Here is a 15,400-nt window from a genome sequence, read left to right as displayed (position 1 = left end):
TGGAGGTGCAGAAGATGAAAAAAATGATAGCAATATGTCTTCTTACAACGATGTCATTTTCGACTTTAGTCGGGTGTGATGTAAAAGGTAGCAATACTGTTCAAGAGTCTAAAATAAAGAAAGCAACGTATAAAGAATTTACTTATGATGTCAATCCAGAGACTTTCACGTTAATTGTAGAACATGATGGCGTAAAGGAACTGGCATCACAGCCCTTGCCGAAAATGAAGGTGTTGAATGTAAAAAAAGAAAAGGATCGTACATCTTGGGAATATCCAGATCAAAAAGTAAAAGTGAGTCTAGAGAAGAAAAAAGATCACTTAAATATTGAAGTAGAATCGACTGGTGCAGAAAGCTTTACTTGGCCGAAAGTACAAGCTGAAAATTATACACTTCCGTTATGGGAAGGGAAGCAAATTTCGAGTAATGATGAAAATTGGAAGAAGTTTTTAAAGGATGATGCATATTCATTTGCTGAATCATTTTCTATGAAGTTTTTCGCATTAAATGGTTTGAAATATTCAATTGTATATATCGCGAACAATATGTTTAATAATGAGGTGAAATTTCATTCGGATCCGAAAATCGGGTTTGATTTTATACATGAATTTCCGCGTATAAATAAAAATAAAACATATGGATTTCAAGTATATGTGACAAATAATGATGTAGTAAGTATTGCTAAACTGTATAAAGACAATATCGTTCGAAAAGGTGAATTTAAAACATTAAAAGAAAAGGCTAGAAAAAATAAAGAGATAGAAAAGCTTTACGGTGCAGCTCATTTTTATTTTTGGAATCAAAATGGCTTATCAGAAAGTAATGTAAATTGGCCAAAGCTAAGAGAGAAAATAAATAGCCCTTTGTTTAGCCATATAAAAGAGCTTATTCAAAAATATAGTTCAGAGCCTGGGGAATTGAATGTATTAGATCAAGTAAGTAAACAAGATTTCATTGATAAGTATCAAAAAAATGTTATTTTACGTTATATAAACGAAGTGTTATCAATGAAAGAATTTTATAAAGATGATATTTTTCAAAACGTTAATCAGGAAGCTAGTGTGCTATTAAAGAAAGGTGTAGGTCACTTAACGAATACAGAATTGTATAGCTTAAATAAGCATTTATTAAAGTCGCTACTTGGTGATGCGGTTGAAGAGGTAAGTAAATGGGGTAATGCAGATGGAACGGACATACTAAAGGAAATGAAAGAGGCAGGAATAGAAAAAGCGTGGATTGGTCTGCCAAACTGGGAACAAGGATTTATGCAACCTAATTTCGTGACAGAAGCTAAGGAAATGGGGTATTTAGTTGGTCCGTATGACTCATATCATTCCATTCACGAAAAAAGTGATAAAAATTGGAACACAGCATCCTTTAATGACCCATCATTATACGAAGAGGCTACTGTAACGAAGAAAAATGGAGAAAAGGTGCAAGGGTTTTTAGGTAGAGGGCGAAAATTAAATCCAACTTTATCTCTTCCTAGTGTAAAAGAACGAATGAACGATATATTACAAAATGGACCTAAATATAATTCATGGTTTATTGATTGTGATGCGACAGGTGAAATTTACGATGACTATTCAGCGAAACATATAACGACACAAGAGCAAGATTTAAAAGCACGTTTAAAACGAATGGACTACATTGCGCAAGAAAAGGGTATGGTCGTTGGTTCTGAAGGCGGAAATGATTTTGCTAGTAGTACGATTGCATTTGCTCATGGTATTGAAACGCCTGTAATTAAATGGGACGATGAAGATATGAGGAAAAACAAAACAAGTCCGTATTATGTAGGTGGATATTGGTCACCGAATCAAAATGTTCCAGAAAAATATGCGAAACAAGTACCGTTAAAAGAAGAGTATAAACAAGTATATTTAAATCCTGCATATTCAGTACCATTATATAAATTAGTATACAATGATTCTATAATTACAACGCATCACTGGGAATGGGGAAGTTTAAAAATAAAAGATGAGGTTAGAAACCGTATGTTATACGAATTATTGTATAACGTTCCTCCGTTGTACCATTTAGATGAAGTAGAGTGGAATAAGCATAAACAAGAAATTACGCAGCACCTGAAAGTTTGGAATGAAGTTCATGAAAAGGCAGTAAAAGAAGAAATGACGAACTTTGCATATTTGTCAGAAGATAAGTTAGTACAATCAGCTTCGTATGGAAAAAATATTGAAATTATTGTGAATTTCTCAAATGAAGAGATAGAAATACAAAAGACGAAAATAAAAGCAAAATCAGTTTTCATTATTAATAATGGAAAGCAAACTATGTATACACCAAACTAATAAAATTATAATATATGAATTTAAAAATAATTTTATATAAATAGTGACTTGCCAAAAATAAGCACGAGAGTATAATGTGAAATGGAGTACATATTGGATTTGCGCAGTAACCTTACAAAATTGTAAGGTAATTGAAAGGAAATTCAATATGAAGGTTAATAGACTTGCATTATAATTGGGAAAGAGAAAGAGAGGCGAATGGATATGAGCTCTGAATTAGAACAGAATACGAGAAGCAGTAAAAAACGTTCTAAAAGAAAATCAATAAAATGGTTCATTATAATTCCATTGTTCTTACTTATTTTTGGTGGAGTAGGATATGGATCGTTAATATATAATAAAGCAAAAGCAGTAGTAAGTGATGCATATGCACAAATTGATAAATCATCGAAGCGTGATAAAGAAGTTGAACCTTTAAAGGATAACATTTCAATTCTAATTATGGGTGTTGATGGTAGTGAAATGAGAAAAAGCCAATACGGAGAAGCTGTTCGAACAGATGCACTTTTATTAGCAACAATTAATAAAGATGATAAATCAGTTAAATTAGTAAGTATTCCGCGTGATTCACGTGTATATATTCCATCTAGAAAGAAATTAGATAAAATTACACATGCACACGTATTTGGTGGTGTTGAAAGTACACGCGATACAGTGGAAAGATTTTTAAATGTTCCTGTTGATTATTATGTGAAGTTTAACTTTGAATCATTCGTACAAATTGTCGATTCACTTGGTGGTATTGATATTGATGTACCAGTTACTTTCACTGAACAAGATAGTAAAGACCAAGCAGGTATGATTCATTTAGAGAAAGGCTACCAACATTTAAATGGAGAACAAGCACTTGCGCTTGCAAGAACGCGTAAAATTGACAGTGATGCAATGCGTGGTCAAAGACAACAACTTGTAATTGAAGCAATTGCTAAAAAAGCGATGTCTGTTCAATCTATTAGCAAAATGGGCTCTTTACTTGATGCGGTTGATAAAAATATGAAAACGAACTTAACTTTCGATGATATGCTTGCTATTACGAAAAATATGGCAGGATCTAATTTGGAAATGGAAAAAATGCAAGTGGAAGGTACGGATAAACGTATCGGAGGCATTTATTATTACATTCCAAATGAAAAAAATGTGAAAGATATTTCGAAAAAATTAAATGAACATTTAGGTGTAACACCAAAGCCAGTTCGAAATGAATAATAAAAAAAGATTGGCCTTTGCCAATCTTTTTTTATCGAGATGGATTTGTAACTTTTCTGTAACGATTTTTTATACTTAAATCATTTCAATTTATATAAACAAAAGGTGCAATTATACGATATACTAGAGGAGAAGATTTGGCAATTAACTCCTAATGCTGAAGAGAAGCAAATGCAATTCATCAAAACTATAGAAAGAATCGAATTGATAGGAGATCGAAATAGACTAAAGCAAATTTTCTTGAATATTGTTTAAAATGCCATTAAATATTCACATAAAAATGGTAAAGTATATATTGAAGTGACTAAAAATAAAGGACAAGCAGTGATAAAGGTGAAAGACGAAGGGATTGGAATTGCTAAAGAGCATTTACCGTATATAGAACAGTCATTTTACCAGATTAATAATTATGCTACAGGTGCGGGTCTTGGTTTAGCCATCGTTAAAAAAATGGTGGAGCTTCATGGAGGTACAATAAATATTATAAGTAAAGAAGGAATAGGAACGACCATTTTGATAAAACTCCCATTATAATACATATAAAATCTGTTTATATAGTGTAATAAAATAAATAGATGTATAATTATATTGGGTGATTTATATATAAGATTAATAGGGAGAGGAATTCGATAGAATGGAAAAAGCTTTTAAAATTAAACGAGTAGTATTCGTTTTAATAGCGATTGCAGCAGTAGCTATTGGGTATTTCATGTTTCAATCCATTACTTCACCAGCAAAGGCTGTTGCAAAACAAGAAAATGTAGTACAACTCGCAAGTGAACAACCGAAAGTAGAAATGAATAAAACGGCACCAAGTCGTTTTAATGGCAAGGAAAGAAAAGTTGCTTATCTTACATTTGATGATGGCCCGGGGAAATATACGGCTGAATTATTAAATACGTTAAAACAACATGATGCGAAGGCGACATTCTTTTTAATTGGAGCGAATGTAAAAGAGTTTCCAGATTTAGTGAAACGAGAAAATGCAGAAGGTCATTATGTAGGAATGCATAGTATGACGCATAATTTTGCAAAGTTATATAAAAATGGCGAGTATGTAAATGAGATGAAAGAAGATCAAAGCTTAATCGCCAATATTATTGGGAAATCACCTAAATTAACACGTCCACCATACGGTTCAATGCCTGGATTAAATGAAAGTCTTCGAAATAAAGTGGTAGAGGGCGGCTTTAAAGTGTGGGATTGGACAATTGATTCATTAGATTGGAAATATAATAAAATGCAAGTTGATGCAGCTGCAGCACAAATTGCTCAAAATGTATTAACAAATGCAACAAAACCACAAGAAGTCATTTTAATGCATGATATTCATCCGCAATCAGTTGCTGCTGTGCCAGCAATTTTAAAAGGGTTAAAAGAAAAGGGTTATGAGTTTGAAGCTTATCATGAAGAGAGTCACTTCCCAGTGAATTTCTGGCATGATAACCGTATGTAATGGAGGAATGAACGTTGAAGTATGGAAAAGTAGCAGTAGTTGGAGCACTATCAGTAGGACTATTAACAGGTTGTTTCGGTGAAAAACCAGAAGAAAACCTATATACAGCTTTTGAAACAGCGGCGACACAAGAGAAATCATTAGTTGATGAAGCGAAAAAATTAGAGAAGTTAGAGAAGGAAGGCCAAGAACTATATTCTCAAATTTTACAAGAAGGTAAAGATCATAATGACGCTGTTATGAAGAAAATAGAGCAGGCTACTGCCAATGTAGATAATCGTGAAAAAGCTTTGAAAAATGAGAAAGAAATGCTAGAAAAAGCTCAGAAAGAAACGAAATCTGTTCAAGGAAATATAGAGAAGCTTGAAGATAAAAAGTTACAAAAACAAGCGAAAGCAGTAGAAGAGTCGTATAAAAATCGTTATGATGCATTCCGAAAGATGAATGAAAATTATACGAAGGCGTTAGCGACCGAAAAAGAATTGTATGAAAAATTAAAAGTAAAAGAAACGAAATTAAAAGAGATTGGTGAAAAAGTTAAGGCTGTTAATGAATTAACTATGGAAGCACAAAAATCAAAAGAGCAATTTAACAATTTTACAAAAGAGTATAATGACAGTAAATTAGCATTCTACAAAGATGCAGAGATTAAGATTAAAGATAAGAAATAAAGAAGAGTTTTAAGCGTAATAAAAAGCCGGAGAAACATCGTCACAAATGTTTTTTCGGTTTTTTACGTTAAATGGATAGAAAAGACTGGAATTGATATCATAAAAGAGTTATAGTGAATTATTCCAAGGGAAACATTGTAAAGTAAGGAGACTGGAAATATGTCATATGAATTTTTACTCAAATTAGGTTTAGCACTCTTTTTAGGATTATTCATCGGGATAGATAGGCAGCTAAAGAATAAACCACTTGGTGTGAAAACAAGTATGGTTATTTCTGTAGCAAGTTGTTTAATTACGATGGTTTCAATTGAATCTGTACATGTATATTCTGTTCCAGGGCATACAAATATGGATCCCATGCGTTTAGCTGCTCAAATTGTGAGTGGAATTGGTTTTCTTGGAGCAGGTGTTATTTTACGAAGAAGTAATGACGTTATTTCTGGATTAACGACCGCCTCTATGGTGTGGGCTGCTTCAGCTTTAGGTATTGCGATTGGAGCAGGATTTTATTTACAAGCGACGGTTGCTATGATTTTAATTATTTTAGCAATTAATGTACTTCCGCAACTTGTGAAAATTGCAGGACCGTATTCATTAAGACAAAAGGACTTGTCTATTAAAATTACTGTAAAAGAGCATCATGAGTTAGATGGTATATTTAAGCAGATTAAAAATTTAGGAATGCATGTAAAACGCGTGAAGATTAAAGATATAGATAGTGGAGCATTTCAGCAATTAGAGATGGTTATTTTAGCTCCAGAAGATTTATATACAACTGAGTTATATAGCTCACTAAAAGAGATAGATCGTGTTGTTTCAGTTGAAGTGGAAAGTAGATAATTGTAACAAAAAAGAGTGAAGTGAATTCACTCTTTTTTGTTTGGATTTTTAAGGAAGTAAATTGATATAATGATGAGTAAACGAGGGGGAGAAATGATGGAAATACATATTAGAAGAGCGATAAAAGATGATATACCAGGTATAGCAAAGGTCCACGCTGATAGTTGGAAAACGACATATCAAGGCATATTCCCTAACGAGATTTTAGAAAATATAACATATGAGAAACGGGAAAAACAATGGGAAAACATTTTTCAAAAAGAAAGTAACCATCAATTTAGATTTGTAGCAGAGACGTTAAATGGAGAAATAGTGGGATTCATCGATGGAGGAGTAGAAAGAACTGGTACATACAATTGTGAGGGAGAATTATATGCGATTTACCTTTTACAAGAGTATCAAGGAATGAAAATAGGACAAAAGTTATTTCAAGCTTTCTTATCGGATTGTAAAAACAATGATATGCAATCGCTATTAGTTTGGGTTGTTACGAATAATCCTTCTAAAAAGTTTTATGAAAAATTTAATCCAGAAAAAATGGATACGAAATTTTTAGAACGAGTACAGGTGGAAGAGACAGCGTATTATTGGAAAGATATTAATAATATTATTATGTAAAGTGTATATTTGAAAGAGGTATACCAATTAAAGTATACCTTTTTTGTTTCACTCGAATGGTTTGGACATAATGCGAAAGATATATGAAAAGAAGAAATGAAAGTACTAACAAATAGAAATTTAGAAGTAGTAACTTCTTAGTATAAAATGATGTAAGAGTCTCTCATTGTAGAGACTCTTTTTTTTAAATATAAATAACCAAAAATTACCATGTATTTAAATTAAAATTTAACACAATTTATATATAAATAAGGAGGTGATTGGTAATGGCTAGAAATCGTAATTCTAATCAATTAGCATCACATGGAGCACAAGCGGCTTTAGATCAAATGAAATATGAAATTGCACAAGAGTTTGGTGTACAACTTGGCGCTGATACTTCTTCACGTGCAAACGGTTCTGTAGGCGGTGAAATTACAAAACGCCTTGTAGCGATGGCAGAACAACAACTTGGTGGCGGATATACTCGCTAATTGTAGAAGGTTATAGGAGAAAGGAAGGATTCTTCCTTTCTTTTTTTTTCAATTAATTGGTATGGATATATTGTGAACTGGATTCAAAGAATAGGAATAATACTATATTTTCCCCAATTTCTTTTGTTGTGAATGGGAAGTAGTAAAAATGTAATAGCCCTGGTGGAATGAAAAGTTACGTTCCAGCAGGGCTATTATATGGTAAGAAATATATGATGAAAGGTTTCGAAGCCAACATGTTAAAAAAAGAAAACTGTTGTTTGATTGCGCTTGCATCAGTTCCACTTGTTATGACATTAGGGAATTCAATGCTCATTCCAATTCTGCCGACTATTGAAAAGAAATTACATATTTCATCGTTTCAAGTATCCATGATTATTACCATTTATTCTATCGTAGCCATTCTACTTATACCGATTGCTGGTTATTTATCAGATAGATGGGGACGAAAGATGGTAATGGTTCCGAGTTTGCTGATTGCGGCTATAGGAGGAGCGATAACTGGTTGGGTATCTTGGAAAGTTGATAATCCCTACACTTGGATATTGATCGGTAGAGCGATTCAAGGTATTGGTGCTGCTGGTGCAATGCCAGTTGTTATACCGTGTGTTGGTGATTTATACAAAGATGAAAAACAAGTTAGTACAGGTTTAGGAATCATCGAAACATCCAATACATTTGGGAAAGTGTTGAGCCCTATTTTAGGGTCTGCTCTGGCTGCCATTGTATGGTTCTTGCCGTTTTGGGCGATTCCAGTTTTATGCGTAGTATCAATTGTTTTATTACTTGTTCTAGTAAAGGCAAAGAAACAAGAAGGAGAAGTACCACCGCTTAAAGAGTTTATAAAATCAATTCTTGCTACGTTTCGAGAAAAAGGAAGATGGTTAATTGCCATTTTTGCATTAGGTGCAATTATTATGCTTATTTTATTCGGAATTCTCTTTTATTTGTCAACTATATTGGAATCAAAGTATGACATTCATGGTATTTGGAAAGGGTGTGTACTTGCAATCCCGTTACTTGTACTGTCACTTAGTTCATATATGGCTGGCAAAAAAATTGGAGATAACCAAAATGTGATGAAGAAGTGTATTTACATTGGTTTTTTAATGGCTGCTGCATCAGTCATCATTCCTTTATTTATAAAAGGAATTTATTTACTACTTCTTTGTCTCGTTATTATGGGGGTAGGAATTGGTATGGCACTCCCATGTTTAGATGCTCTCATTACACAAGGAATTGAAAAGGAGCAAAGGGGGACGGTTACGTCATTTTATAGTTCTATGCGATTTATCGGTGTAGCAGCTGGACCACCTCTATACTCTTTTTTCATGAAAGGTGCTGACCATGAAGTGTTTTATGTAACAAGTATTCTCGCTGGGATTGGTGCTGCTATAGCAATCATTTGGATTAAACCAGCAAAAGATGCAAAGAACGTAAAAAAGAAACCAGAACCTACTTCATAATTTGTAAGAGAATTGCATGATGTTTTCAGTAACATGCAATTCTCTTTCGTTCATTAGGAATAAATAACTTGTTTTAACATATAAAGTGCGACACTCCATATGATGAGACCAGAACATTTATTTAATAATACGATTGTCTTTCCGGTTGAGTCTAGCCTTTTTAGAAATTTCCCCGCTAAAGCTAAGCTTATAAACCAAATCCAAGAAACGATAATAGTTGCAAGTGTGAAAGCCCATTTTTCATTTCCTATGTATTGAATCGAATTTGTTCCAATTACACCGATTGTATCTAAAATTGCATGTGGATTTAATAATGAAACCGATGCAGCGAAAAGTATTTGTTTTTTTACTGGCATACTTTTTTCTTGTTTTACATCGTTGGAAGGGTTACTTCTCCAAATAACAAAGCCCATGTATAGGAGAAAGAAAAATCCAATTATATATAACGAGTTAGTTAGCCAAGAAAAAGTAAGGAGTACAAGGGAAACACCTTGTACCGCTATCAATATGAGTAACGTATCACATATAGAGGCAGTTAATACGACAGGGGCTGCCCTCCAAATATTTGGTTGGCTCGCACCTTGGTTAAAGACGAAAACATTTTGAACACCTAATGGAATGATAAGACCAAATGCAAGAATGATCCCATGAATAATTGCTTCACTCATCATATTTCCTCCTATTTAAATTTATTATGATAGTGTATATTGTATAGAAGAAATGAAAATTTGTATCCATATTCATACGCAACATTAGAAGAAATTGAAATAGGTATAAAAAAACTTGCACAACTAATGAAAAAGTAAGAGGAGAAAGTAATGAAACAATATGTAATTTGCCAAATTATCAATGGAGAAAAATATTTAGCTGCTTATGCGGAGACGAAGCAGGAAGCAATTGAAAAAGCAGAATTGTTAGGATTACGAACGGGAAATCGATACACTGTTATTACTGCAGAGGAAGCAGAAGGGTTAACTTATCCTTAAACAACGTATAATAATGATACAGAAAGTAAATAAGCTTAGTAATATATTATATTACTAGGCTTATTTTTTGAAAGCGTTACGTGTTCTCGTATAAAAGATAATAATATTATGAGTCAAGTTGACGGAAATAACGATTTGATTTTCGATCCTGATTTCCGTTTCTATAGTTATCAATATATTGTCTGAAATTCCACGATTGTAAAAACTTATTTGCGGCGTTATAACCAGAATTGTATAGCCACTCTTTTTCTTCCATTGTTAACTCAAAGTTTGTACTAGTAATGGATCCTGTTGGGATTGTAATTGTTCTTGCTTTTGATTCCTTGTCTAAATGACGTAAATCATGGGCTTGCATCATTGTTTTAAAAAGTCCTTTGAACATGGAGATAGGCTCGTTGTAGTGGGCTGGGTCAGCTTGAATCTCATCTTTTACGAAATGAAACCCAAAAGTCGGCCAGCGGGGAGAGGTAGGGGAGTCGAAAATCCAAATTGGATAATTGCTTAAAATTCCTCCATCAACCATATAACAAGGCTGCTTCCATTTTGGGGTTCTCCATTTTACCGGTTCAAAAAAGAAGGGGATTGTACTACTCATTCGTACAGCTTTAGCAATAGAGAAGCGATAATTTAAAAATCCGTAGTTCGGTAAGTCATCAGGAAAGATAACCATTTTACCATTACTTATATCAGAAGCGATAATTTTAAGCTTATTTAAATCAGGTAAATCTGTAAATAAGTGAACTCCTTTTTTTCGAAGTAATTCTTCAATCCATTCTTCGATAAAAATATTAGAGTAAATACCAAGAGTAGTCCATGCGCTTAATCCTTTTCCAATAAACGGGATTCTGTCAATGAAGGTTCTCTTCGTAAATTTATCATAATCAATATTTGTTATAATCGTTTTTAGCTCTGAGCAAGAGTATCCTGCTGCTAGGAGCGCAGCGATAATCGAACCAGCTGATGTTCCAGCTACACGTTCCCATTCATAGCCTTTTTCAGCTAACGCGCAAATTGCCCCTACATGCGCAATTCCGCGTACACCGCCTCCTTCAAAAACACCATCAATCTTCATAAAGTCATACTTCCTTTCACATAAAATATTTGAAAATGGCAAAAAAGCACGTATTATACGTGCTTTTTTACAATAGTTTTTAAATTTATTAGCAGCCTACAAAGCCACCCCAACAGCTAGCTCCGATGATGATTAGAAGGATAAATAAAACGATTAATAAAGCGAAGCCTCCATAACCACATCCACCGCAACTACCGCCGTAACCGCCGTAACCGTAACCGCCGCAACTATATCCGTAACCCATGTGGAATTCCTCCTTAAATTAAAAATAAAAATGAACGAGGGGAAAATGTACTGGAAGAAATAATGAACTATCGTGTTTGTAGGAACAATGTATACTATGCTTTTTTAAACTTGTTCGCGTATGAAGGAAGAGCCCGTTTTTTTGGAGGCTTGTTGTTTTTATAAAGAATGGAGTATAATTTTTGTGCGATGATACAAATAAGTATGTAAATATAAGGAGAATGTATGAATAAACAAATTGAAGTATTAATTGATAAATATGGGCTGACGCATTTAAAAGAGGAACTTATGAATACTGTATTTCCTTGTATAAAAGTTGTGCCAAAGCAGGAGGAAACAGTAGCGATAGGTAGTTCGAAAATGGGAGGGGTTCCTGACTTGCCATTTACATTTGAATATCCAACGCATAAAGGAAATACGTTACAGTTTATTGCACAATTTAATTTAAAGGATTTACAAAATATTGGTATGAATCACGATCTTCCTAAGACGGGGATGTTATATTTCTTTACCGTGGAAAATTACTTTGAAGAAGATGTGAATCCAACTGGAGCGGGGCGTGTGCTTTATTATGATGTTCCTGTAGAGCAATTACGAAGAGGAGATGAATTGCAAACGAATTATAACCAGTGTGCAATTACTTTTGAATTAACGTATAAATTGCCAGAGCTTTTCATTGAAGATGAGGCTGATTCGGACCGTTTCTTGCAATTACTTGAAGAGCTAATCCCAGACAACTATGATAACCATCAAATATTTGGTGAGCCATTTTCTGTACAAGATGAGGTATTATACGAGACTGGACAATATATGGACATAGATCCGCAGCAAATGACGCTTTTATTCCAAATTGATTCAGATACTAAAAATTGTAATATGATGTGGGGAGATTTAGGGATGCTTTATTTCTGTATAGGAAATGAAGACTTGAAAAATCGACGTTTTGAAAATGCATGTTGTGTATTACAAACTTGTTAATGAAAAGGGGTGTTCTTGTAAAAAGAACAACCCTTTTACAATGTTAAATATGCATAATCTCATATGACCTATACGAAAAAGTATTGTATACTCTGAAACTATACGATACTTTTTCGTATAGTTATAGAATGTAAGGAGTGACATGATGGGAAAGACAAGTAAGTATGTGACAGCTGCCGCACTTTGTTCAACTATAGTAATGGGGGGCTTACACGCGTCATCTGTATCTTATGCAGCTACAAATCAAACTGTAGCGACATCGCAATCAGATACAAAGTTGTTAAATGATTTCAAAAAAGAATTAAAAAAACAGGTTGATAATCGAGAAGAAAATATTACAATCACATATAAAACAAAAGATAGAAATGCTAGAAGTATTATGGATGAATTGTATGGCGAGTTTAATAAAATTGTAGATGCAGATGAGTATGTAAAATATAATGTAGCGTCTACTAGATATTCCATTAAAGGGTTACCAGGAAACTATACGTTTACACTGCAAGTGAAGTACCGTGAATCGAAGGAGCAAACACAATATGTAAAATCTCAGGCAAAAGCGATTATCGGCTCGATTGTAAAACCAGGGATGGATGATCATGAGAAAGTAAAAGCTATTCATGATTACGTTGTAAAATATGTATCGTATGACACGTCGTATCAAGCATATACAGCATATGAAGCGTTAGCGAATCGCTCTGCTGTTTGCCAAGGATATACGTTATTAACATATGAATTACTAAAAGAAGCAGGTATCCAAAACCATATTGTAACAGGTACAGGAAATGGACAAGCTCACGCATGGAATTTAGTGAACATTGAAAACAAATGGTACCACCTTGATACTACATTCGATGATCCAGTGCCAGATAAAGCTGGACGTGTAACATATTCATATTTTAATATGTCTGACGAGCAGTTAAGTAAAGATCACGAATGGGATCGTAGCAAATATCCTGCAGCATCTACAAGCTACTTTAATGAATTAACAAACAAAATAAAAGTGGGTAGTTCAAAGACTGCGGCGTATGAACAAATGTTAAAAGAAACAAATTTAAAATATATGTCTACACAATACGGAGCAGAGAATTATAGTGAGTTTAAGAAGAAATTACAGCAACAATTTGCTTCTAAGCCAGAAAAGGTAGAAGTACGATATAAGCAGTCTATGGATGGGACGATGCAAGATATAAAGAAAGTATTAAATGAAATAAATTGGCCAAAAGGTGCAAAGCGTGTGTCTTATCAAGTAGCACCTTATAGTGCGATGGCAGATTATTCATTAGTGACAATTACATTTACGTATTAATCGGTGAAAGAGAGCATCTGTAAAGGATGCTCTTTTCCTTATGTATTACTACAAAAATCAGAATTATATGATAAAATGAAAGGAGGAAGGATGTGGAATCTAAATGAATTTGTTCGAGAGTGATATTTTTACATTGATATATACTTGTTTAGTAATCGGACTTATCGTTTTGTTTTTCCTATCATTTACTTTGTTCATTAAAAGAGTATTGCAAAGCAGTGCTGCAAAAAAACAACAAGTGATGCATATGAATCAGAAGCTAGATCGAATTATTGAATTGCTTGAAAAAGATAAGGAATAGCGATAAAAGAAGTATGAAAAGGGGAAAGAGAATGGCCAATTATATAAAAGAATTACGCGAAAAAGTAGGGCATGATTATGTTTTCTTAAACTTTGCCGGTGGTTTTGTATTTAATAAAGAAGGAGAAGTATTACTGCAAAAAAGAGGCGACTTTAACGCTTGGGGCTTTCCAGGGGGGGCAATGGAGATAGGAGAATCGGCTGCGGAAACTGCAATTCGAGAAATAAAAGAAGAAACCGGGTATGATGTAGAAATAAATGAACTTATTGGAGTGTATACAAAATATTTTCAATCATATCCAAATGGAGACAAGGCGCAGTCAATTGTGATGTGTTTTTCATGCTCAATAGTTGGAGGCGACAAAAAAGTAGATGGTGATGAAACGTTGGATTTGAAGTTTTTCCCGTTAGACGACATGCCACCGTTATTTTGTAAACAGCATGAAGATTGCCTGCAAGATTTATTGGAGAAAAGGGTAGGGGTATATCGTTAACATATAAAAAAAGAAGCTAAATGAGATTAGCTTCTTTTTTATGTTTTATTTATTTCCACCAATCATCAAACATTGATGCTGGTACTTGTCTTTTATGCTCACTCACTGTGTAACGTTTTTCAATCTTTTCTGCAACGTCAGCTGGAACTGCTTTACCTTCTAAGTAGTCATCAAGTTGATCATACGTAATACCTAACTCTGTTTCATCAGCTTGACCTGGTTTTTCATCTAATAAATCAGCTGTTGGCATTTTTAAGTAAAGTCGCTCGTCTGCACCTAATTCTTGTAATAGAGCGCGTCCTTGGCGTTTCGTTAATCCTGTTAATGGTAATAGGTCTGCACCACCATCTCCGAATTTTGTAAAGAATCCTGTTACAGCTTCTGCAGCGTGATCTGTTCCAATCACAAGTAGCCCTTGTTGACCACCGATTGCGTACTGCGTAACCATACGGATACGTGCTTTCACGTTACCTTTATTGAAATCTGTTAATGATTCACCTAATAAGTTTTCGTATTGATTTGAGAAAGTATCAACTGTTGAAGCGATATCAAATGCAACAGATTGATCAGCTTGAATAAATTGTAATGCTAATTGCGCATCATCTTCGTCTTTTTGCACTTTATAAGGAAGGCGCACGGCAATAAACGTTGCGTTACCACCTTCATTACGAATTTCCTCCACTGCAAGCTGAGCTAAACGTCCAGCTAATGTAGAGTCTTGTCCGCCACTAATTCCAAGTACAAATCCTTTCGCACCTGTTTTTTTTACATAATCTTTTAAGAAATCAACACGTTTACGGATTTCTGCTTTCGGATCAATTACAGGTTGGACGTGTAATGCTTTCATAATCTGTTCTTGCAATGTCATTATGTTTTCCTCCTATTCATATTAAAGCGGTAAATAAGTTTATATGTATATTGGTACATACTTCTATCCTTTATTATTTCGCAAAATTAACGAATATACAATAGGATGTGT

Annotated in this window: 17 protein-coding genes and 1 pseudogene; 14 read left to right on the top strand and 4 right to left on the bottom strand. The window is 33.9% G+C overall.

Features of this window, described 5'->3' with window-relative positions:
• Window positions 1-14: 14 nt before the first annotated feature.
• From QCI47_RS18260 to bcbE, 9 genes and pseudogenes are all read left to right on the top strand, one after another.
• Window positions 15-2,312, top strand: coding sequence for a glycoside hydrolase (locus QCI47_RS18260; RefSeq protein WP_076875041.1), 2,298 nt, complete (start codon window positions 15-17; stop codon window positions 2,310-2,312).
• Between the two features lie 204 nt (window positions 2,313-2,516).
• Window positions 2,517-3,518, top strand: a complete 1,002-nt coding sequence (locus QCI47_RS18255) for an LCP family protein (protein ID WP_002163688.1) — start codon at window positions 2,517-2,519, stop codon at window positions 3,516-3,518.
• A 69-nt stretch (window positions 3,519-3,587) separates the two neighbouring features.
• Window positions 3,588-4,052: pseudogene (locus tag QCI47_RS18250) on the top strand (sensor histidine kinase); the annotation flags it as partial.
• Window positions 4,053-4,152: 100 nt separating this feature from the next.
• Window positions 4,153-4,974, top strand: coding sequence for a peptidoglycan-N-acetylglucosamine deacetylase (locus tag QCI47_RS18245; RefSeq protein ID WP_000409387.1), 822 nt, complete (start codon window positions 4,153-4,155; stop codon window positions 4,972-4,974).
• A 14-nt stretch (window positions 4,975-4,988) separates the two neighbouring features.
• On the top strand, window positions 4,989-5,645 hold the full coding sequence (locus QCI47_RS18240; protein ID WP_309422695.1) for a YkyA family protein: 657 nt from the start codon (window positions 4,989-4,991) through the stop codon (window positions 5,643-5,645).
• A gap of 159 nt (window positions 5,646-5,804) precedes the next feature.
• Window positions 5,805-6,485, top strand: coding sequence for an MgtC/SapB family protein (locus QCI47_RS18235; protein ID WP_000119508.1), 681 nt, complete (start codon window positions 5,805-5,807; stop codon window positions 6,483-6,485).
• Window positions 6,486-6,578: 93 nt separating this feature from the next.
• Window positions 6,579-7,103 carry a GNAT family N-acetyltransferase gene (locus QCI47_RS18230; RefSeq protein ID WP_048520149.1) on the top strand — a complete coding sequence of 175 codons (525 nt, stop codon included), beginning with the start codon at window positions 6,579-6,581 and terminating at the stop codon, window positions 7,101-7,103.
• A 266-nt stretch (window positions 7,104-7,369) separates the two neighbouring features.
• Window positions 7,370-7,576 (top strand): alpha/beta-type small acid-soluble spore protein, encoded by a 207-nt coding sequence (locus tag QCI47_RS18225; protein WP_000113545.1) that lies wholly within the window; start codon window positions 7,370-7,372, stop codon window positions 7,574-7,576.
• A 236-nt stretch (window positions 7,577-7,812) separates the two neighbouring features.
• Window positions 7,813-9,042 (top strand): bacillibactin exporter BcbE, encoded by a 1,230-nt coding sequence (bcbE, locus tag QCI47_RS18220; RefSeq protein ID WP_033670231.1) that lies wholly within the window; start codon window positions 7,813-7,815, stop codon window positions 9,040-9,042.
• Window positions 9,043-9,095: 53 nt separating this feature from the next.
• On the opposite strand, the gene QCI47_RS18215 is transcribed toward bcbE, so the two are convergent.
• Window positions 9,096-9,710 (bottom strand): LysE/ArgO family amino acid transporter, encoded by a 615-nt coding sequence (locus QCI47_RS18215; protein ID WP_220778740.1) that lies wholly within the window; start codon window positions 9,708-9,710, stop codon window positions 9,096-9,098.
• Window positions 9,711-9,860: 150 nt separating this feature from the next.
• On the opposite strand from QCI47_RS18215, the gene QCI47_RS18210 reads away from it, so the two are divergent.
• On the top strand, window positions 9,861-10,028 hold the full coding sequence (locus tag QCI47_RS18210) for a DUF3933 family protein (RefSeq protein ID WP_000816383.1): 168 nt from the start codon (window positions 9,861-9,863) through the stop codon (window positions 10,026-10,028).
• A 106-nt stretch (window positions 10,029-10,134) separates the two neighbouring features.
• Here the strand turns inward: QCI47_RS18210 and QCI47_RS18205 are convergent, their stop codons facing one another.
• Window positions 10,135-11,100, bottom strand: coding sequence for a patatin-like phospholipase family protein (locus QCI47_RS18205; RefSeq protein WP_000686816.1), 966 nt, complete (start codon window positions 11,098-11,100; stop codon window positions 10,135-10,137).
• Window positions 11,101-11,188: 88 nt separating this feature from the next.
• Window positions 11,189-11,344, bottom strand: coding sequence for a YjcZ family sporulation protein (locus QCI47_RS18200; protein WP_000540426.1), 156 nt, complete (start codon window positions 11,342-11,344; stop codon window positions 11,189-11,191).
• Window positions 11,345-11,568: 224 nt separating this feature from the next.
• Here QCI47_RS18200 and QCI47_RS18195 point away from each other — a divergent pair, with 224 nt between their 5' ends.
• The 4 genes from QCI47_RS18195 (at window position 11,569) to QCI47_RS18180 (ending at window position 14,421) form a co-directional block, all read left to right on the top strand.
• On the top strand, window positions 11,569-12,321 hold the full coding sequence (locus QCI47_RS18195) for a YwqG family protein (protein ID WP_001041265.1): 753 nt from the start codon (window positions 11,569-11,571) through the stop codon (window positions 12,319-12,321).
• Window positions 12,322-12,466: 145 nt separating this feature from the next.
• Window positions 12,467-13,627 carry a transglutaminase domain-containing protein gene (locus QCI47_RS18190; RefSeq protein WP_309422697.1) on the top strand — a complete coding sequence of 387 codons (1,161 nt, stop codon included), beginning with the start codon at window positions 12,467-12,469 and terminating at the stop codon, window positions 13,625-13,627.
• Between the two features lie 103 nt (window positions 13,628-13,730).
• The gene (locus tag QCI47_RS18185) at window positions 13,731-13,928 is read left to right on the top strand and encodes a DUF4083 domain-containing protein (RefSeq protein WP_001048092.1); all 198 of its coding nucleotides are present in this window, start codon (window positions 13,731-13,733) and stop codon (window positions 13,926-13,928) included.
• A gap of 31 nt (window positions 13,929-13,959) precedes the next feature.
• Entirely contained in the window at window positions 13,960-14,421 is a 462-nt protein-coding gene (locus tag QCI47_RS18180) for an NUDIX hydrolase (RefSeq protein WP_000035005.1), read from the top strand.
• Between the two features lie 49 nt (window positions 14,422-14,470).
• On the opposite strand, the gene nadE is transcribed toward QCI47_RS18180, so the two are convergent.
• Window positions 14,471-15,289, bottom strand: coding sequence for an ammonia-dependent NAD(+) synthetase (gene nadE / locus QCI47_RS18175; RefSeq protein WP_061130932.1), 819 nt, complete (start codon window positions 15,287-15,289; stop codon window positions 14,471-14,473).
• Window positions 15,290-15,400: the final 111 nt, after the last annotated feature.

The organism is Bacillus cereus group sp. RP29, from assembly GCF_040459765.1.
Classification (GTDB): Bacteria; Bacillota; Bacilli; order Bacillales; family Bacillaceae_G; genus Bacillus_A; species Bacillus_A paranthracis.
Note: the sequence above shows the minus strand (reverse complement) of the source record. Positions and strands in the feature narration are given on the sequence as shown.